Origin of the sequence: Prevotella sp. oral taxon 376 (assembly GCF_003043945.1) — a bacterium.
Taxonomy (GTDB): domain Bacteria; phylum Bacteroidota; class Bacteroidia; order Bacteroidales; family Bacteroidaceae; genus Prevotella.
Window position 1 is genome coordinate 598763 of sequence record NZ_PYXG01000002.1, and the last position, 19639, is coordinate 618401.

General features: G+C 53.7%; 13 protein-coding genes. 11 read left to right on the plus strand and 2 right to left on the minus strand.

What is annotated here, in order from left to right:
- Positions 1-262: 262 nt before the first annotated feature.
- The 11 genes from C7120_RS12125 (at position 263) to leuB (ending at position 16077) form a co-directional block, all read left to right on the plus strand.
- Complete coding sequence (locus tag C7120_RS12125) at positions 263-433, plus strand: DUF362 domain-containing protein (protein ID WP_107621899.1); 171 nt, start codon at positions 263-265, stop codon at positions 431-433.
- Between the two features lie 173 nt (positions 434-606).
- Entirely contained in the window at positions 607-1353 is a 747-nt protein-coding gene (locus C7120_RS12130) for a porin family protein (protein WP_107621962.1), read from the plus strand.
- Positions 1354-1418: 65 nt separating this feature from the next.
- A complete protein-coding gene (locus tag C7120_RS12135) occupies positions 1419-3197 on the plus strand; it encodes an SGNH/GDSL hydrolase family protein (RefSeq protein WP_107621900.1) in 1779 nt (592 codons plus the stop codon).
- Between the two features lie 526 nt (positions 3198-3723).
- Positions 3724-5112, plus strand: coding sequence for an OprO/OprP family phosphate-selective porin (locus tag C7120_RS12140; protein ID WP_233247108.1), 1389 nt, complete (start codon positions 3724-3726; stop codon positions 5110-5112).
- Between the two features lie 79 nt (positions 5113-5191).
- The gene (locus C7120_RS12145; protein ID WP_107621901.1) at positions 5192-6532 is read left to right on the plus strand and encodes an imelysin family protein; all 1341 of its coding nucleotides are present in this window, start codon (positions 5192-5194) and stop codon (positions 6530-6532) included.
- A gap of 109 nt (positions 6533-6641) precedes the next feature.
- On the plus strand, positions 6642-8390 hold the full coding sequence (locus C7120_RS12150; protein ID WP_107621902.1) for a di-heme oxidoredictase family protein: 1749 nt from the start codon (positions 6642-6644) through the stop codon (positions 8388-8390).
- Between the two features lie 69 nt (positions 8391-8459).
- On the plus strand, positions 8460-10706 hold the full coding sequence (ccsA, locus tag C7120_RS12155) for a cytochrome c biogenesis protein CcsA (RefSeq protein WP_107621903.1): 2247 nt from the start codon (positions 8460-8462) through the stop codon (positions 10704-10706).
- 724 nt (positions 10707-11430) lie between these two features.
- Positions 11431-12822 (plus strand): 3-isopropylmalate dehydratase large subunit, encoded by a 1392-nt coding sequence (gene leuC, locus C7120_RS12160; RefSeq protein ID WP_107621904.1) that lies wholly within the window; start codon positions 11431-11433, stop codon positions 12820-12822.
- A complete protein-coding gene (leuD, locus tag C7120_RS12165) occupies positions 12819-13409 on the plus strand; it encodes a 3-isopropylmalate dehydratase small subunit (protein WP_107621905.1) in 591 nt (196 codons plus the stop codon). The genes leuC and leuD overlap by 4 nt, the downstream gene beginning before the upstream one ends.
- Positions 13388-14962, plus strand: a complete 1575-nt coding sequence (locus tag C7120_RS12170) for an alpha-isopropylmalate synthase regulatory domain-containing protein (protein WP_107621906.1) — start codon at positions 13388-13390, stop codon at positions 14960-14962. Before leuD ends, C7120_RS12170 begins: the two co-directional genes overlap by 22 nt.
- Positions 14963-15012: 50 nt before the next feature.
- Entirely contained in the window at positions 15013-16077 is a 1065-nt protein-coding gene (gene leuB, locus C7120_RS12175; RefSeq protein ID WP_107621907.1) for a 3-isopropylmalate dehydrogenase, read from the plus strand.
- 118 nt (positions 16078-16195) lie between these two features.
- Here the strand turns inward: leuB and C7120_RS12180 are convergent, their stop codons facing one another.
- On the minus strand, positions 16196-17164 hold the full coding sequence (locus C7120_RS12180) for a CapA family protein (protein ID WP_107621908.1): 969 nt from the start codon (positions 17162-17164) through the stop codon (positions 16196-16198).
- Positions 17127-19619 carry a DUF3160 domain-containing protein gene (locus tag C7120_RS12185; RefSeq protein WP_107621909.1) on the minus strand — a complete coding sequence of 831 codons (2493 nt, stop codon included), beginning with the start codon at positions 19617-19619 and terminating at the stop codon, positions 17127-17129. Before C7120_RS12185 ends, C7120_RS12180 begins: the two co-directional genes overlap by 38 nt.
- Positions 19620-19639 lie beyond the last annotated feature (20 nt).

Here is a 19639-nt window from a genome sequence, read left to right on the forward strand (position 1 = left end):
TTCAATTGAAACTCCAAGCAGATTTGTATAATATTTCTAAAAAACGAATCGGCGGCAGATGCGCCGCTCAGGAAGTAGCGGGCTTCTCGTAGACTGCCGCCTATAAATTAGACAATTTATAAATTGCGAAAATATTCTCACCATTTCAAGGTATTCTGGAAATTATATCGTAAATTTGCATCGTCAATAGTAGGTATCATTATCCGAAAGACAAAGGAGCATTTAGAATAACATTATAATTTATTTAAAAACAAGATTTATTATGGCTTATGTAATTGGTAATGACTGCATCGCTTGCGGTACATGTATTGATGAGTGCCCGGTAGGCGCTATTTCTGAAGGCAATATCTATCACATCGACGCTGATGCGTGCACGGAATGCGGCACATGTGCCAGTGTCTGCCCTAACGAGGCAATCTCTCTTCCTGAATAAGGGACAGGCTTCTCCTTGTGGGAGATTCAGAGTAAAACGGCTGGCGGATGAAGTTCTCTTCTCTGCCAGCCTTTTTGCTTAAGCATGCAATAAACCTGTAGGAATATCGTTTAGGATTGAGGACCCTACCTGTTTTTCCGGTAGAGAACATGCCTAACACGAAGAAAAGAAATATGAAGCGACATTTCATAATCCTCCTTATCCTGCTCACGGGTACCTTGACGCTTGCCGCCCAGGAACGCATGGTGCAGAACAGGCCGTATACCGACCTCAGACCCGTGCACTTCGGGATTCTCGTAGGTACCCATGTGCAAGACCTTGAGTTTAACAACATCGGCCTACAGAACATCGTAAACGAAGACGGGAGCGAGACCCAAGCCCTCATCACCACAGACCAGAACCGGTGGGATGCAGGCTTGAATGTAGGCGTATTAGCCGAATTCCGCCTACACGAGAACTTTCAGTTCCGTGTGGCACCGGCTCTCTATTTCGGAAATCGCCACCTCACCTTTCACAATCACAAGGAAACTGACGGCACCGGGCACCCTATCACACAGCAGCAAGACCTGAAGACCGTATATGTATCATCGGCCTTAGACCTGATTTTTGCCGCTCCGCGCAGCAACAACCACCGTCCTTACCTCATGGCAGGACTGAATCCGATGCTCAACCTGAGCGGTGGCGACGAAGACTACATCAAGCTGAAGAAATTGGATGTCTTTGCGGAGATCGGGGTGGGATGCGACTTTTACCTGCCTTTCTTCAAGCTGCGTCCGGAGCTGAAGTTTCTCTTCGGCCTGACAAACAGCCTCGACAGGAACCATGCCGCCAAGCTGAAGGATGCCAATATGCGCCCCTACGCAAATTCAATAGACAAGGCTCATTCGAAGATGATCGTCCTGACCTTCTATTTCGAGTAAGGACGACACTTTCCAAAAAGAAGCCTGAAAATACCAGAAAAGAATAAACCAATAATTTAACCCATATGAAAACAAATAGAATCTACTCCTTTTTATTCATGCTGTGGTGCCTCAGCCTGTCGGCAATCGCACAGACTGAGTGGCACAACCCTATGGACACGGCCGTCCCCTACATTGGCGGAAGGGCGTGGAATGCCGAGATCGGCAACCATTCCTTCAACCGCATGCCCGACCGGTTTGAAGCTATCATGCCCAAGAGTGTATGGAGCTTGCAGAGACAATGTGCTGGCCTGTCCGTGCGCTTCGTGAGTAACTCCAAGAACATCACGGTCAGATACGGCCTTGCCTTCAACGCCGACGGCAACCGCAACATGGCTCCGCTCAACCATTCAGGAGTGGACCTCTACGGAAAGACCGCCGACGGCGACTATCACTGGATAGGAACCCACATGAGCTGGAAATGGAAAAGCAGCAACATCGACACCATTTCCATGCGCTGGGAACGGCTCTCGCCCCCTTCTTCCAAGAGTCGCGGCATAGAATATGTGCTCTACCTGCCCTCTTACAACGGGCTGAAATATGTAGAAATAGGTGTCGACAAGGGAGCTCAATTCCAATTCCTGCATGAGAGCGCGGAGCGTCCTGTCGTCGTCTATGGATCCAGCATCATCCAGGGAGCATCCCCCTCGCGCCCGGGACTGATGATTACCAACCTTGTGCAGAGGGAGCTCGGCTACCCCGTCGTCAACCTCGGGTTCTCCGGCTCGGCGCGAATCGAGACTCCGCTTTTCGACGCCATGTCGGAAATAGACGCCCGGGCCTTCGTCATCGACCCGATGCCCAACAGCTTCAAGCTGGAACGCGACACCATCATCAACCGCACAAAGCGAGGCGTCTACAAGCTGCGCAGCAAGAGCGAGGCTCCCATCCTGCTCGTCGAAGCCCACGGCATGGCCGACAAAGTGTTCCGGCCCGATATCGAGGCCATGTACCGCAAGGGCGACGGCTACCTGCATGAGGCCTACCAACAGTTGCAGGCCGAAGGCGTGAAAGGGCTTTACTATCTGCCACACAGCGAAATAGACATGCAGGACAACGACATGATGGAAGGCTCGCATCCCAACGACCTCGGCAACCGAGTCTATGCCGACGCCTACGAGAAGAAGCTCCGGGAAATGCTGCGGGAAGACGAATGGAACCGACGATATCCTCCCGTTACGCAACGCCGCGACGGATGCTACGAGTGGATGGCACGGCACAATGCCGTCATCGCCCTCAACCACACCACCGACCCTGAGATATTGCTCATCGGCAATTCGATCACCCACTTCTGGGGAGGCAATCCCCAGATGGGCGTGAACAACGGCGGAGCGGCATGGAGCAAGACTTTCGGAAAACGCCGCGTAACCAACATGGGGTTCGGATGGGACCGCATAGAGAATGTCTTCTGGCGGATATACCACGGAGAGCTCGAAGGATGCTCGCCCAGGCACATCTGCCTGCTCATCGGCATTAACAACTATGCCGACAAACCGGAAGACATCGCGCAAGGAATCGTCGACCTCGCCGCGCTCATCCGTGAGCGACAGCCACAGGCCAAGTTACACATTATTAAAATATATCCTGCCCGAAACCGAGAGGAGAAGGTGGCCCGAATCAACCAACTGCTCGAGGCGAAGCTCGTCTGCGACGATCACACCGACCTGCTCGACTTCAACAAGAGCCTCCTCCTGCCGGACGGAAGCGGGAAGATAGACCCTCAGTTCTTCTGCAATGACGGACTGCATCCCAATGAAAAGGGATATACCCTCATCGGAAAACAACTGAAGAAACACTTGAAATAGCGGAAGAGGAACAGCCCTTATGCACAATCCCTCAACTTGCTTGTTGCTGGCAAGTTGAGGGATTGCCACATCCTGATTATCAGGCACTTAAAAACAAGGTTGCAAAAGACGGCCTTTTACTCGCCTTTTAACCGTTAGAAGCCTTCCTTTTAACGGCCTTTTGCCCGCCTTTCAACCGTTAAAAGAAAAACGATAAACCGCCTCCTGTAAATGTGGGGGACATTGCACTGACTTTTCCTCATTATTTCTGCTTATATTCCTATAGGCTCCTATGGCTTGCCATCACCATTTTTAGGTATTTACGCTATAAGGTTTCTTAAAACAAAAGCCCGTAGAAAACCAGAAAACATACAATTTCAAACATATATTTACCTATTTTAAGGTATTGTCCAAACTAAAAAATCGATATATCTTTGCGTCATAAAAGAGAGAATTACGACAAAACAATCTCATAAAAATAACAAATAGACTTTAACAAGAACTGAATAGAATGAAAAGTAATTTAATTGGTTTAGCCCTTTGCGCCATGGCACTTGTAACCATGCCAGCTATCTCTGAAGCACAAGAAAGCGCAGCCGACAGCGTGCTAAACCAAGCGAAGACAGGCAGCAGACTTACAATCGGCGGGTACGGGGAAGTGGCTTTCAGCCGCAATTTCTATAGCGACAACATGTATCGTTATCGCAATCCCGGCCAGTATAAGAGCTATGCGGGCAATGGGCGCTTTGACATTCCGCACGCGGTTATCTATCTCGGATACGACTTCGGCAAAGGCTGGACATTAGGAACAGAGATAGAGTTTGAGCATACGGGTACCGGTGCCGCCACTGAAATAGAAGCCGACGAGGGCGGTGAATACGAGATGGAGGTTGAGAAAGGCGGCGAGGTTGAGCTCGAACAGTTCTGGATCAACAAGCGTTTCGCCAATTGGGCTAACCTGAAGTTAGGCCATATCATCGTCCCGGTGGGTCTCAATAACGCGCATCATGAACCCTTGAACTTCTTCACCATCTATCGTCCCGAAGGCGAGAATACGATTCTTCCTTCCACATGGCATGATACAGGTATCAGCTTTTGGGGCTTCTATGGCAAATTCAAGTATGAGTTGGAGTTCCTCGCAGGCCTAAACGCGCTTCAATTCAGCCGCGACGGATGGATTCACAAAGGGGCTGGAAGCGCATACGAATTCAAGCCCGCGAACAAATATGGCTTTGCCGCCCGCATAGATTATTATGCTATGCCAGGCCTCCGGTTGGCCGTTAGCGGTTATGGAGGACAGTCCATGCACAACCAATACCCTAACGAGATGGAAGGCGAGGGCAAGAGTTACAATAAGTGCAAGGCCTATACCTATATCGGAAGTTTTGATTTCACGCTGGACAAATGGAACTGGATTGTTCGTGGACAGGCAGATTATGGATATATTTCCGATACTCCCCTGTTGAACAACGCCAAGGCCAACATGCCGAAAACATCACCTTATGATGTAACCGTGGTCGGCAAGAACGCGCTTTCTATCGGTGTCGAGGCCGGCTATGATGTGTTCTCACAGATCGAGAGGTTGAGGGTGAGGAATCAAAAGCTATATGTATTTGCCCGCTATGACCATTATAACTCCTGCATCCCGGAGGCTACGCAGAATCATTACGGCTATACTCGCCGCAATGTATGGACGGCTGGCGTCAACTATTTCCCTATTCCCCAAATCGCTATTAAGGCCGACTATTCAAGAAGAGACTTAGCAACTCCTTACAACGATGAGCCAAGCATCAATGTCGGCATTGCCTATGAAGGTTTCTTCCAGCTCTCCACGGCACGCAAGCACAGGTGCAACACGAGCCTCAACGAAGAGCAGCTCGAGAAGTTGAACCGTCTACAGCAAGAAGTCGATGAGCTGAAAGCCCGCCTGCACTAAGGCAAGACGCGCACATAAAAATGATGATAGTAATCATTAAACATAAAATAAGTAATATCTATAAAAATCAAAGCAAGTTATGAAAAAGTCTTTCAAGTATGCCCTGCTTTTCGTTGCAGCAAGTGCCCTTACTACCGGGTTCACCTCTTGCGGCAGCAGCAACGACGACCCAGCCCCTATTAATCTCCAGGCTGAGCAAAATACTGCCATCAAAGCTCTTACAAATACCTATCTGGAAGCTGTAGTATACCCGACCTATACCAATCTGGCCAACGAGTGCGAGACCTTGTTCTCTCAGATATCTGCTTTCAACGCAAAATTGCAAAGCAATCAGAATGTTACAGATGAAGAAGTTAAAACCATCTGCAACACTTATAAGACTGCCCGTAAATATTGGGAGGAGTCAGAAGCTTTCCTATACGGCGCAGCCTCTGACTTCAACATTGACCCACACATTGATTCATGGCCACTCGACCTGCCGACATTGAAAAACATTCTGGTAAGAAAGGATGTGTTGGATAATTTCAAGAACATGAACGAGAACGAAGCCATCGCCTATGCCCGCAAGACTTTGTCGGAAGACGGTCAGCTTGGCTTCCACGGCGTTGAATTCATATTCTTCCGCGACGGAAATCCCCGTCCCGCCTCCGTCTTCAACAACAATCAGAAAGAAGTTTACGAAGGCTTTATTTCCGAGAGTGACGGTATTACGGCCCAGGCAGAGATACTCTATGCAAAGGTTGTTGCCGGCGATCTCCGTGACAAGACATTCCAGTTGGAAGTTGCTTGGCGTGGAAATACCGCGGCGGCGGCACATGTCGCTCGCGTCACGGAGTGTCAAAACAATGGTAGTTTCGGGGCTGACTATGGCACGACAACCGCCACAAAGCTGAGCTATGGCGCCGATCTTCTCGCTGCCGGCACAGCTCAGAGTTCTCTGGCAACGGCTTCTGTCAAGAAAGTTCTTGAGACTATCTTCGTCGCCGGCTGTTCAAACATTTGCTCGGAGGTGGCAGATCAGAAGATGGGACAGGCCTATCGCTCAGCGAATGGTCAGGGCAAGAAGGACGACGATCCTAATTATATCGAGTCGCCGTATAGCTACAACTCATTCGCTGACTTCTATGACAACATCATGAGCATCCAGAATTCTCTGTATGGAAATATTGGCGCTAACACAGGCAGCTATGCCAGCACCTCCATCATGGCATTCCTTGCCAAGTATTATCCTGATGCGGCAACAAGCCTTCAGGCCAAATTAACCAGCGCCTTGGCTGCTTTGAACGCTTGCAAGACAAGTGGCACGCCTTTCGTCAAGAGCCCCGGTGCAGCCACCGTTGGTGCAGCCATCAATGCTGTCGGCGAGTTAGACAGTGAGCTTAACCAAGTTTCTAATCGGGTGCTAAAAGGAACTAAGTAAGAAACGATAGCAACCAACATTACAAGTTGCACTATGCCGTTTACGGTTAGTGCAACTTTTGTCGCAGAAAAAACATTGAATGAATTATAATCCAAAAACTATACGCAGAATGAGATTTAACAATTTAAGACCTTTGCTGATAGGAATTGTCGCTACCTTCGCACTTGTCTCTTGCCATGACGATGATGTGAAAGGAGGCATCAGCACCAATGGAGAAGACGATTACAGTTATGTGGGGAAAGCCGTTGCCGGCTTCGACATATCAGAATGGTATCCCGGAGGCGACCGCGGGACGACCGACAACACTACGGCTTCTGCCTATGAGGACGAGACACCGGCCATCACCAAGGCCGACCTCACATCTGCCTTCAAGCGCGGAGAGATTTTCTTCGAACATGATTTCTTGGAAAAGAGCACGACTCCAGACCTTGAAGGACTCGGCCCTGCCTATGTCCGCCAGGCCTGTATCGACTGCCATCCCGGCTACGGACATGGAAAACGCACCACACGCTATAACGCCGACGACCGCGGCAATGGCTATCTGCTCGTGATCTATCATCCTGTAGACGGCGCCAACAGCGACGACGGCCCGTATATCAGCGAGGTTACCGGTATGCCGCAGACCCGTGCCGTGTCGCCGTTCCTGCCTCCTGTGGAAGAGGATGGCATCAACATGACATGGACGGCCTTGACGGGAAACATGCCGTCAGGCATCAGTGCCACACAGTTTCCCGACGGCGAGAAGTATGAGTTAATCTATCCGACGGTTACGATACTGCCCACCGCATTCAATACAAACCCCATCCCGACGAACTATGCGGTGCGCCTGGAGTCCACCATCGGCCTCTATGGCACCGGTCTGCTTGACGCCATCCCGCAAGATTCGATCAAGGCCGAGTATCAGAGGCAGGCCGCACAGGCCAAGGCCCGCGGCCAGAAAGTGAGCGATGTGCTGAACCCGGGTTTCTGGAATGCGGAGGCCAATGACTGGGCCGGCGACCCCACGCTCGGCAAAGCCAACGGGGCCTGGTATAAACTTGCTGACGGAACGATGCGGGTGAAGCGTTTCACTTACGCCATGACGCGTGCCTCACTGCAGGACGGGGCCGGTGCCAACGCCATGTGGAACATCCCCAATGTGAGTCGGAGCGATCGCCACTATCTCTACACGACCACGGCTTGGGCTACGGCCATGAGCGAGAACCCCGATGTCATAGCGAAAATCAAGGCCAATCCGGCCTCACCTTATTATAATGACGGTACCGACGCGGGCATCGCGGCAGCAGTAAAGACCCTGCTCGACCCAAAGACCGACCAGTTCAACAATGCCTACCACAACTTCTCACCGGAAATGACAGACGAGAATTTCTGGCAGTATATGGTGTGGCATCGCGGTCTGGCCGTTCCCCGCGCACGAGATTTGAACGACGCGACAGTACAGCGCGGCAAGGCTGTCTTCAACCAGATTGGCTGCGCATCATGCCATCGAGCCAAGTGGCAGACCGGTCCCGACGACATGTGGTCGCCGTCCATCCTCACGACGAAGGCACTCAGCCTGCCCACCTATGCCTATCAGACCATCTATCCCTACACTGATATGCTGCAGCACAGGCTGTATATGAAGAATGGCATCCATGGCAGTTGGTGCCGCACCACCCCACTCTGGGGCCGCGGACTGAGTTATGTCAACACAGGCGCGGAAGACCGTTTGCATGACTGCCGTGCCCGAAACGAGATCGAGGCCATCATGTGGCATGCCTACAGCGAGAACTCCGATGCCCTGTGGGCGGCCAAGAAATTCTACAATCTGCCGAAGTCTGATCGCGACGCAGTAGTCAAGTTCCTGCGCTCCATCTAACCCTGAAGGTCCTTTCAGCAGGGGCGCGGTCGGTGGCCGTGCCCCTGCTTCCACATGATATCTGCACATATGTCGCTAAAGAAGCTTCTCGCCGCACTCTATATCCTCGTTATCCTGGCCATGGGCACCGCCACCATCGTCGAGAAATACGAAGGAACGGGATTTGTGTCCACCCACTTCTACGGGACATGGTGGTTCTCCCTGCTGTGGGCCGCCCTGACGGCCTGCGCCGTCATATATATCGCCAGACAAAGGATGCGCAAATGGAATCTCCTGCTGTTGCATCTCTCGTTGGTCATCATCCTGGCCGGAGCCCTGCTCACTCGCCTTACATCCTTCAAGGGGGCCATGCATCTGCGAATGGGCGAAACCACCAACGAGTATTTTGAGAGCGGCGAGAGCATGATGGACAGGAACGCAAAGAAGCTGCCATTCCATCTCAGACTGAACAAGTTCAGCGTCCGATATCACGAAGGAACGGATGCCGCGGCCGATTACATATCAGAAATCACTGCCATAGAAGGCAACGACCAGACAGAGGGACTGGTATCTATGAACAACATCTTTTCGTACAAGGGAGTTAGGATCTATCAAAGTTCATACGACGAAGACGGCAAGGGCAGCGTCCTCGCCATCAACAGTGATCCCCTCGGCATTCCCGTAACCTATCTCGGATATGCCCTTCTCTTTTTCTCGCTCATCTGGCTCCTACTCGACCCCAAGGGCACTTTCCGCCGCCTTTTGCGGAGTGAGCTCCTCAAGAAAGGCGTGCTCGCGCTCCTCGTCGGCCTCGCTACAGGCTACTGTTTACCGTCTTCCGCCACGACCACATTCCCCAAAGAGACCGCCTCTCATTTCGGCCAGATCTACATGCTGTACAATGGGCGCGTCTGTCAACTGCAGACCTATGCCTACGACTTCACCAGAAAGCTTTCTGGCAAGAGCTCCTATAGGGGATGCTCGCCCGAACAGGTTCTGACGGGCTTCATCTTCTGGGGAGATGAATGGAGTGGAGAAGCCATCATCAGGGTGAAGGGCGGCAAGCTGAAGGATCTCCTCCAACTGCCCGACTACATTTCCCTGAACGACCTCTTCATAGGCGGAAACTACCGATTGCGCCAATATGTGGAGGAGTATTACCGCGACGATCTCCAAGACGGGCTGCACAAGCAAGCCGCCGAGCTCGACGAGAAGGTGCAGCTCATCATGGAGCTGCGGGTCGGCACGCCACTCAGGATATTCCCGCAGACGACCCGAGGCAAGACCGAATGGTTTGCCCCAAACCGGAAATATCCGGAAACCGTGCCGCCGAAAGACCGCCTCTTCATGCAGAACTGCCTCGGGAACATCTATCAAGAGGCACTCGTGGGAAACAACAGGAATGTGAACACGCTGGTCGGTCATATCCTGAATTTCCAGATAAGAAACGCGGCAAACAGACTTCCCGACGAGAATCAGGTAAAAGCCGAGCGCTTATACAATAAGGTGCCGTTTCCCACAATCCTATTCATGGCAAATCTCACCTTAGGTTTCCTCGCGCTATTCATCGCCATCTGCCGGATGACGGGCAACAAGCTGTCTCGGTTTCTTCCCCCGAGAAGAAGCAGCCCCATATTATACGGCATGCTGACGCTGTCTTTCCTTGCCCTTACCCTGACACTCGCTCTCCGCTGGATAATCAGTGGGAACATTCCCATGTCAAACGGATATGAGACCATGCTCACCATAGCCTGGTTCACCCTACTCCTGTCCCTCATAAGCTATGGCAAGGCCCATATTGTGCTCGTGTTCGGCTTCCTGCTCTCGGGATTCTTCCTGCTGGTCAGCCACATCAACCAGATGAACCCCGCCATCGGCCAGATGATGCCCGTGCTCAACTCCCCGTTATTGAGCGTGCATGTCAGCATCATCATGATGAGCTACGCCTTGCTCTCGTTAACCTTCATCTGTGGCATCACGGCCTTCGCCCTCCGTATCACCCACCACGACCGTGAAAGATTCATGCAGCAGCAACAGGCACTCCTTGTGCTGAGCAAGATATTTCTCTATCCCGGCGTCGCGACGCTGGCATTTGGCATCTTCATCGGAGCCGTCTGGGCCAACATCAGTTGGGGAAGCTACTGGAGCTGGGACCCCAAGGAGACCTGGGCACTCATCACGCTGATGATTTACGCCGTGCCTCTCCACGCCAAAAGTCTGTCCCGATTGCAGAGGACACAGGCCTACCATCTCTATATGATCCTCGCTTTCATGAGCATTATCATAACTTATTTCGGCGTAAACTATATTCTGGGCGGAATGCACAGCTATGCCTGACCCTTCGTAAAGCCAATATGGGGAAGCGCAGGAATGTAGATAAATTTCAAAGTTTGACATTTCTGCATATTTGCGCAGATACTGTATAATATGCAGAAAACAGTCCCCGTCGACGCAGATAACGGCCTTTTACCCGCCTCTTAACGGCCTTTTGCCCGCCTGAAGACGGTTAAAAGGCAGGCAAAAGACGGTCTCCGGCTATGCCGGATTGCATATTTTGGCCGAAAAAAGGAATTTTAAAATGTTAACGAAAACTAAATGCCGCTTTTAAACGGGTTATAAGCGCACGAATGTCTCCCCGCCTCACATTTCACCCCTGCCGCCCGTCTCGCCTCTATGGACAAAATGAATACTTATACAATTTCACAAGCAACAATGTCATAATTTATTCCATTCTTCCAAAACTTTATGCCAATGGATGCAAAACGCATCACGCAACCATGACGAAACTGATTACAGAATCAGTAAAGAACCAATAAAAAAGTTACGGATTACTTGCCTGTATCCCCAGAAATGTTTAAATTTGCAAGCGAGACAAGGAGGGATGGCAGACTAAAACGCAAGGAATGGCGATGAGGACTGCCACAGTCCGGCTTCGCCCGAGCGGCGAGGGGCGGCAGAATAGGCCTGTAAGTCGGGCAGAGGCCGACACGGCCGAGCCCTTCCTGCTCCACGAAAGCCAGAAAGGCTTTTTGTTTTTAGATAAGGACCAAGCAATTACGGAATGAATACTTTATTTGACAAGATTTGGGACAAGCATGTGGTGCAGACCATCGACGACGGCCCGACGCAACTCTACATCGACCGTCTCTACTGCCACGAGGTAACTACCCCGCAGGCGTTTGACGGCCTCCGGGAACGCGGCCTAAAGTGCATGCGCCCCGGGCAGATCATCTGCATGCCCGACCACAACCTCCCCACTCACGACCAAGACAAGCCCATTGCCGACCCCGTGGGCAGGAAACAGGTGGATGCCCTCGACAGAAACTGCGCCGACTTCGGACTGACAGAATACAAGATGAACACCAAGGACAACGGCATCGTGCATGTCGTGGGCCCGGAAAAGGGACTCTCCCTGCCGGGCATGACCATTGTCTGCGGCGACTCCCACACCAGCACGCACGGTGCCGTGGGGGCGATAGCCTTCGGCATAGGCACCAGCGAGGTGGAAATGGTAATGGCCTCGCAATGCATTCTCCAGCAGAAACCCAAGTCGATGCGCGTCAGCATTCACGGCAGCCTCGGTCAGGGCGTTACCGCCAAGGACCTCGCGCTCTTCCTCATAGCAAGGCTCACCACGGCAGGAGCTACCGGCTACTTCGTGGAATACGCGGGGCAGGCAGTCAGGGAGCTCTCCATGGAGGGGCGGCTCACGCTCTGCAACCTCTCCATCGAGATGGGGGCACGGGGAGGACTCGTGGCTCCCGACGAGACCACCTTCGAGTATCTGCGAAACCGCGAACATGCCCCGAAGGGAGAAGAATGGGCGCGTGCCGTGGCCTACTGGAGCACCTTGAGGAGCGACGACGATGCCGTGTTCGACAAGGAGGTGGAGTTCGACGCCGCCGACATCGAGCCACGCATCACCTACGGAACCAATCCCGGCATGGGCATAGGGATCAGCGAGAGCATTCCACACATCGGGGACATCGGCGAAAGAGGGCAGGCCGCGTTTCGGAAATCACTCGACTACATGGGCTTGGAGCCCGGCCGACAACTGCTCGGGCTGCCTGTAGACTATGTGTTTCTCGGTGCCTGTACCAACGGACGCATAGAAGACTTCCGCGCCTTTGCCTCCACCGTGCGGGGGAAACACAAGGCCGCGGGCGTCACGGCATGGCTCGTGCCCGGCTCCTGGGCCGTGGAACGGCAGATTCGCGACGAGGGATTAGACCGCATACTGCAAGCGGCGGGGTTCGAAATCCGACAGCCCGGCTGCTCGGCATGCCTGGCCATGAACGACGACAAGGTGCCGGCGGGCAAATACTGTGTCGCCACGAGCAACCGCAACTTTGAAGGCCGGCAGGGGCCGGGGGCACGCACCATCCTCGCCTCGCCGCTCGTTGCGGCCGCGGCAGCAATAACAGGCAAGATCACAGACCCACGAACACTATGAAACAGAAATTCGACATCATAACCAGCACCTGCGTCCCTCTCCCGTTGGAGAACATAGACACCGACCAGATCATCCCGGCACGATTCCTGAAGGCCACCGACAAGAGAGGCTTCGGCGACCACCTCTTCCACGACTGGCGCTACGACGAGAATGGGGCGGAAAGGAAAGACTTCGTCCTGAACGACCCCTCTTACGGTGGAAGCATCCTCGTGGCGGGCAAGAACTTCGGCTGCGGCTCTTCGCGCGAGCATGCGGCATGGGCCATTGCCGGATATGGATTCCGTGTGGTCATCAGCTCGTTCTTCGCCGACATCCATAAGAACAACGAGCTCAACAACTTCGTGTTGCCGGTCGTCGTCAGCGAGGAGTTTCTCAAAGAGCTTTTCGACTGCATCGACAAGGACCCCCGGACGCAGGTAAGGATAGACCTGCCCCGCCAGACGGTCAGCAACCTGGCAACAGGCCACGGCGAGCGGTTCGAAATCAACGCCTACAAGAAGCACTGCCTGATGAACGGACTCGACGACATAGACTACATTCTCGAGAACAAGGAAAAAATAGAAGCATGGGAACAGTTGAACAAATAGCCAGCCACTACCAAGCCACTCGGCCAACAATCGAGATCATGGACTCAACCCTGCGCGACGGCGAACAGACCAACGGGGTCTCTTTCCAGCCGCACGAGAAGCTCGTGATAGCTCGCATGCTGCTCCGCGATGTCAATGTAGACCGCATAGAGATAGGCTCCGCCCGGGTTTCGGAAGGAGAGAAGGAAGCCGTCAGGATGGTCTGCCGCAGCGCCGAGCGCGACGGGATGATTGACCGTATCGAGGTGCTGGGCTTTGTCGACGGCCATCTCTCCATCGACTGGATAAAGGATTGCGGCGGCAAGGTGATCAATCTGCTCGCCAAAGGAAGCCTCAAGCACTGCACGCAGCAGCTCCATAAGTCGCCCGAAGAACATCTGGACGACATCAGCCGGGTGATCGACTATGCCGACCGGCGGCAGATGAGCATAAATCTCTACCTCGAAGACTGGAGCGGCGGCATGAAAGAATCTCCCGAATATGTCTATCAGATGATGGATAAATTCAGAGACGCGCCTATCAGGCGCTTCCTGCTTCCCGACACCCTGGGCATCATGAATCCGCTGCAATGCGTGGAATACATCCATAAAATGGTGAAGCGCTATCCCGACAAGCACTTTGACTTCCATGCCCACAACGACTATGACCTCGCCGTATCCAACTCTCTCGCAGCCGTATTAAGCGGCTGCAAGGGACTTCATGTTACCGTGAACGGGCTTGGCGAGCGCTGCGGCAACGCCCCTCTGTCAAGCGTGCAGGCCATCCTGAAAGATCACTTCGGTGCCCGCACGAATATCAAGGAGGGGAAACTCAATGCCATCAGCCGACTCGTGGAAGGCTACAGCGGCATTGCCGTGGCCCCTAACCAGCCTATCGTAGGGGAAAATGTGTTTACGCAAGTAGCGGGAGTGCATGCCGACGGCGACAACAAAGACAATCTATATTGCAACGACCTCGCCCCGGAACGGTTCGGGAGAAAGCGTGCGTATGCCCTTGGCAAGACCAGCGGACAGGCCAACATTGCCCAGAACCTGAAGGAACTGGGATTGGAACTCACACCCGAGCAGACACGCAAGGTTACGGAAAGAATCACCGAGCTCGGCGACCGCAAGGAAATCGTTACCCAAGACGACCTCCCCTACATCGTGAGCGATGTGCTCAAGCACGATGTAAGCGATGAAAAGGTAAAGCTGCTCAGCTACATGGTCAGCACCACCTATGGCCTGAAGCCCATGGCCAGCATAAAGGTGGAGATCAACAGGATGGTCTATGCCGCCGAGGCTACCGGCGACGGGCAGTATGATGCGTTCGTAAAGGCACTGCGTAAAATATACAAGGAGAAGCTCAACCGCACATTCCCCCTCCTGGCAAACTATGCCGTTACCATCCCTCCCGGCGGCCGCACCGATGCCTTGGTGCAGACAATCATCACCTGGCACAACGGCAACAAGCCGCTCCGCACACGCGGACTGGATGCCGACCAGACGGAGGCGGCCATCAAAGCCACCTTCAAGATGCTCAACATCATTGAGAAAGAGAAGGAAGACGACTGACCGGATGGGGTCTTGACAACAAAAGAGTATAACCCAAAACAAACTGCGATATGAGACTGAAAATTGCCATACTGCCCGGCGACGGCATCGGACCGGAGGTGATGGGACAAGGCCTTGCCACGCTGGACGCCATCGCCAAGAGGTTCGGACATGAGTTCGAATACAACGAAGCGCCCTGCGGAGCCCATGGAATAGAGGTTGCCGGCGACCCTTTCCCCGACTCCACCTTCCAGATCTGCATGGCTGCCGACGCCGTGCTCTTTGCCGCCGTAGGAGATCCGAAGTATGATAACGATCCTACAGCCAAGCTTCGGCCGGAGACGGGACTACTTGCCATGCGCAAGAAGCTGGGTCTGTTTGCAAACATTCGTCCCGTACAGACCTTCGAATGCATGCTCCAGCATTCACCTTTGCGTGAGGAATTGATCAGGGGAGCCGACTTCGTCGTCATCCGCGAGCTGACAGGAGGCATGTATTTCGGCGAGAAATATCAGGACAACGACAAGGCCTACGACACCAATTTCTATAGCCGGCCGGAGATAGAACGCATCCTGAAGGTCGGGTTTGAATATGCATGCAAGCGCAAGAAGCATCTCACCGTGGTCGACAAAGCCAATGTCTTGGCGTCAAGTCGTCTCTGGAGGCAGATCGCAAAGGAGATGGAGCCGCGCTATCCGGAGGTGGCCACCGACTATATGTTCATCGACAATGCCTCCATGCGCGTCCTCACGGAGCCTCGCTTCTTTGATGTCATCGTCACGGAGAATACTTTCGGCGATATCCTGACCGACGAGACGAGCTGCATCACGGGAAGTATGGGACTCCAACCATCGGCTTCGCTGGGCGAGCACACCCCACTCTTCGAACCCGTACACGGCTCATGGCCGCAGGCCGCAGGACAAAACCTCGCCAATCCGATTGCCCAGATACTTTCGGCCGCTATGTTGCTTGAGCACTTCCATTTAGGAACAGAAGGCGCACTTGTCCGCGAGGCTGTTGCCGCAAGCCTGGACGCAAACATCCGCACACCCGAGATACAGGTGGAAGGAGGTGCCCGTTACGGCACGACGGAAGTCGGCGAATGGATTGCCAACTATATCGCGACCAAAGCATAATCCTTCTTGAACTGGATTTCTGAATGGATACCCTGCAAGGAGCCGCCATTTATAGAATCGTCAATTATCCGCCCAGATTCAGGAAATCGCCAGACGCAATGGCTGCAGATACGGCATGTTAACGAAGGCGCCCTTTCAGCAAGTCGCACTCCTGGGCATGCATCAGCCGAACCCGACAGTTCTCTATCCTGACGGGCAGACTTTTCACGGCTGCCCCCTGGTCTGTAATCTCGATCTGCACGACACATGCCAGGGTGTTTTGCGGTCTGCGCTGATCGAAGATAAAGTTGCCTATGCTATAGTAAATCATATGCCCCTGATAGTTTTCCACGGGCTGCAAGACATGGGGATGATGGCATACCAGGATGTCGGCACCCGCATCAATGAGCAAATGAGCTTGCTCATATTGGCGAGGCAAGACCCGCTCGTGATGCTCCCAACCCCAATGCAGACTCACGATAATATAGGCTGCGGAATCCTTCTGACGAATCTGAGCTACACGGGAAAGCAACGAATCGAAAGGCTCTTGTGAGACACTCGGAAGAGCGGGAAGGTAAGGAGTGCTTTCCAAAGGTAGCCGCAAGGATGCGAGCATCCATACTCTGCGCTTCCCATCTGCCAGCAGAATTGGGGCCGCGGCTTCTTTCTGGGTGGCCCCGGCACCAATAGGCACCATACCAAACCTCACAATGTTATCACGCGTATCCAACAAGCCCGCCCGTCCTTGGTCGATAGAATGATTGTTGGCCAGGTTCAGATGCGTGAACCCATGCCGTCGCAAGCCCTGCAGCCAGTCAGGTTCAGCGCGGAAGACAAAGCGCTTGAAGACCGGTGCCTGTATGCGGGTGGCCGGGCATTCCAAGTTTCCCACCACGATGTCCGCCCGCCCGAAAAGGGAATCTATCCCCTTTGAGAAAAGACAATCCATGCCTCCACTTTGCTCGATGCGCTGCCGCACGCCGCGATCAAGCAGCACATCACCCGTAAGGACAATGCGAAGAGTGTCGCCGGCAAGGGCTCCCGTATGGACACCCCACAAGCAAAGCAGACTAACAGCCCGAACTATAAAACACCTCCTCGTTGTCATTCGGCATTCCCTTCACTGGGGCTATGATCTCCCGCATCCACTCCGGTTCTCCCGCATGAGGGCGAGCCTTTAGGGTTTCCTGCCATTCCTCGTCGGTCATGCGCGGCTCGTCGACACCCCTGCAGAATTCTCGATACGAAAGCACGGCACCTCGCGAGAGGTAAAGAAACCCTCCCATCTCCACCACGACATAGATTTCATAGGCAGGTCCCGTGCCCTCATAGAGCACACGATGATGCTCCTCCGGCACATTGTCGCCGTTGGCGGTAAACACATCGGCCACCACGGCAACCTTTTTATCCGTGCCAGACACATTGTCCCAGCCCTGCAACATCTCGTCCTTGCTGCTAACCAGTTCCAAGGAGATGTTCTCTATCGTAGAGCCCATTATCTCTATCTGGTTATATTCCTCGTCGGTAGGCTCTTTGCCTGCCAACTCTTTCTGAGTAATGGCCAGACAGAACTCGGCCAACTCGCGAATGCGCTCGGTGGTGGTAGACAGCTTCGGCGTTACGAGGTTATATTTACCGAAGAGTTCCATGGTCTCATCGACAAGCCTTATAGCCTCCTGCCAGAACGCAAGATTCGGCTCTACATACCCCTTCAAGACAGGCGGCTCAGGTCCGCCGCCCCCACATTCGGCTTCTATAGGTTGCTTGGCGTAGAGGATGGCGTCGTGTTTCAGTTCCGCCCAAGAGGCAAGCATGGCGTTCAGAGACTTCTTCCCCCACTGCGGAGTGCGCATGAAATAGGGTGCCCCGGCCGTGGAATCGCTCAAAAGCTGCAGCACCCGCATCCAGTGATTGGCTATGGTCGAGTCTGCATGAATGCGCTGCATGACGATGCGCGCCGTGTCCATGCCGGCAGAGAAGCCCTCCCATGTCGTGGCTTCCGGCAACTGCCGCTGTATCTCCTTGGCAGTTTCCGAGCCCATGGCAGCCATGATGTCAAGACCCATAGGTGCCTCCCTGCGACTGGGGAAGTTCTTCGCGTCCACCAGTTTCAGCATGGCCTCACCGTCGGGCTGGTAGCGTTGCGGCATGAAATTGATTTTATATTTGCTTGTATGAGCAAAGAGCGGCTTGATGCGCGTCTGCCTCTTCGCTATCTCCTCAACGCTCCGGCGCAATGTCCGCAACGATTTTTTACTGCCAAGCTTGCCGCCCATCCGACGGCATTCCTCACCCACCTGCAGGATCGTTACATTGTCGGGAGCCCCCATAAGATAGGTCAGCGGCTCTGCCACAGACTGGTATTTCGCATACAAATCGGGCTGATTGAGCGCCTCGGCCATGAGCACCGCCCGCTGCAGCTGCTCCAGATAGTCCGTGCCCAGAGGCACGCTTTGCAGCCACATCATGGCCCGGAAGTAACGGCCAGACGGCTCGCTCCGGGTATAGTGGCCGCGAGGACGGAAGAGACTGTAGGGGAAAAGCACTCCATCCATCCCGGTATAGTCCGGTCCGAGGAAAGGAGACTGCCAGCTCTCCGCCGCCAGCACCTTGGCCACCTCTTCCTTCGCCATGTCCTCATAAGTCGGGTTCACGGAGGGAAGAGTGCCCGTCAGCAGCCGCAGGGCTATTGCGAAATAAGCCTGACACCATTCCGCATTATCCCTCATCTGCCTGTCCCTGGGAGCTTGCAGCGCCGCCAGACGACCCGTAAAATGGTGATAGAGTCCATGGCAGAGCTCCGTCATCGTGCCCAGCAGCCTCTGTTCCTCCACCTCGCGCAGGCTGGCATCGAAATAGAAATGGAAGAGTTGCAGGAACAGATCTGTCGTTACGAAGCTGGGGAAGTCGCTGTAGTCGTTCTTCTCGTAGACATGGAATAGCTGGTTATGCTGCGCCGGCACAATGGCGAAGCCCTGACGGCCCAGCATGTCCATAAGCGGCGGCTCGATGGAGTCCAGCTGATAGGGATTGACGAGGTTGTCTATGTTCACCACGCAACCCGCCTTCGCCTTGAAGTTCAGTTTCCTCAGTTCGTCCTCCCGAGCCTGAAGGCGCTCCATGAAAGCCCGCTCGGCCGGCGTATAATGGACTTCCGAGCGCTTCCTCACCTGCTCGTCAATCGTCTTGCGCTCCCGCTCCGTGAGCTCGTCCGTCCACGACTTGTGCATCTTTTCCAAAGCTTCTTGATAGGCAGACTCCGCATTATTCCAACGATTCAGCATCGTATCGGTATACCAAGTGGTAGAGGAGAAAAGGGCATTGAGCGTCGCGTCCTTGAAGTTATATCCCTGCCGGGCGGCAGGGGCGTTGCGCAACACCCGCAGTTCGCTGACCGACAGATTCGAAATATCCATCTTCAAGTCGAGCTTCTTGTTCAGGTTCTCCACACGAATATGCCCTTTTCCCGGGAGCATAATGCCCTGCCGTTTTGCCTCCGGGCGTTCCTGAGCCATGCTTACTGCAGGCAACAGCATCATGACAATCATCAGTTTCAGTTTCATATCATTTCTTGTTTTTCGTT

What these genes read in the sequence shown, in the direction of transcription:
- C7120_RS12170 (WP_107621906.1), top strand. Translation starts at nt 13,388, where the DNA reads ATGGGAACAGTTGAACAAATAGCCAGCCACTACCAAGCCACTCGGCCA.
- leuC (WP_107621904.1), top strand. Translation starts at nt 11,431, where the DNA reads ATGAATACTTTATTTGACAAGATTTGGGACAAGCATGTGGTGCAGACC.
- C7120_RS12130 (WP_107621962.1), top strand. Translation starts at nt 607, where the DNA reads ATGAAGCGACATTTCATAATCCTCCTTATCCTGCTCACGGGTACCTTG.
- C7120_RS12125 (WP_107621899.1), top strand. Translation starts at nt 263, where the DNA reads ATGGCTTATGTAATTGGTAATGACTGCATCGCTTGCGGTACATGTATT.
- ccsA (WP_107621903.1), top strand. Translation starts at nt 8,460, where the DNA reads ATGTCGCTAAAGAAGCTTCTCGCCGCACTCTATATCCTCGTTATCCTG.
- C7120_RS12140 (WP_233247108.1), top strand. Translation starts at nt 3,724, where the DNA reads ATGGCACTTGTAACCATGCCAGCTATCTCTGAAGCACAAGAAAGCGCA.
- leuB (WP_107621907.1), top strand. Translation starts at nt 15,013, where the DNA reads ATGAGACTGAAAATTGCCATACTGCCCGGCGACGGCATCGGACCGGAG.
- C7120_RS12180 (WP_107621908.1), bottom strand. Translation starts at nt 17,164, where the DNA reads ATGACAACGAGGAGGTGTTTTATAGTTCGGGCTGTTAGTCTGCTTTGC.
- C7120_RS12145 (WP_107621901.1), top strand. Translation starts at nt 5,192, where the DNA reads ATGAAAAAGTCTTTCAAGTATGCCCTGCTTTTCGTTGCAGCAAGTGCC.
- C7120_RS12150 (WP_107621902.1), top strand. Translation starts at nt 6,642, where the DNA reads ATGAGATTTAACAATTTAAGACCTTTGCTGATAGGAATTGTCGCTACC.
- C7120_RS12185 (WP_107621909.1), bottom strand. Translation starts at nt 19,619, where the DNA reads ATGAAACTGAAACTGATGATTGTCATGATGCTGTTGCCTGCAGTAAGC.
- leuD (WP_107621905.1), top strand. Translation starts at nt 12,819, where the DNA reads ATGAAACAGAAATTCGACATCATAACCAGCACCTGCGTCCCTCTCCCG.
- C7120_RS12135 (WP_107621900.1), top strand. Translation starts at nt 1,419, where the DNA reads ATGAAAACAAATAGAATCTACTCCTTTTTATTCATGCTGTGGTGCCTC.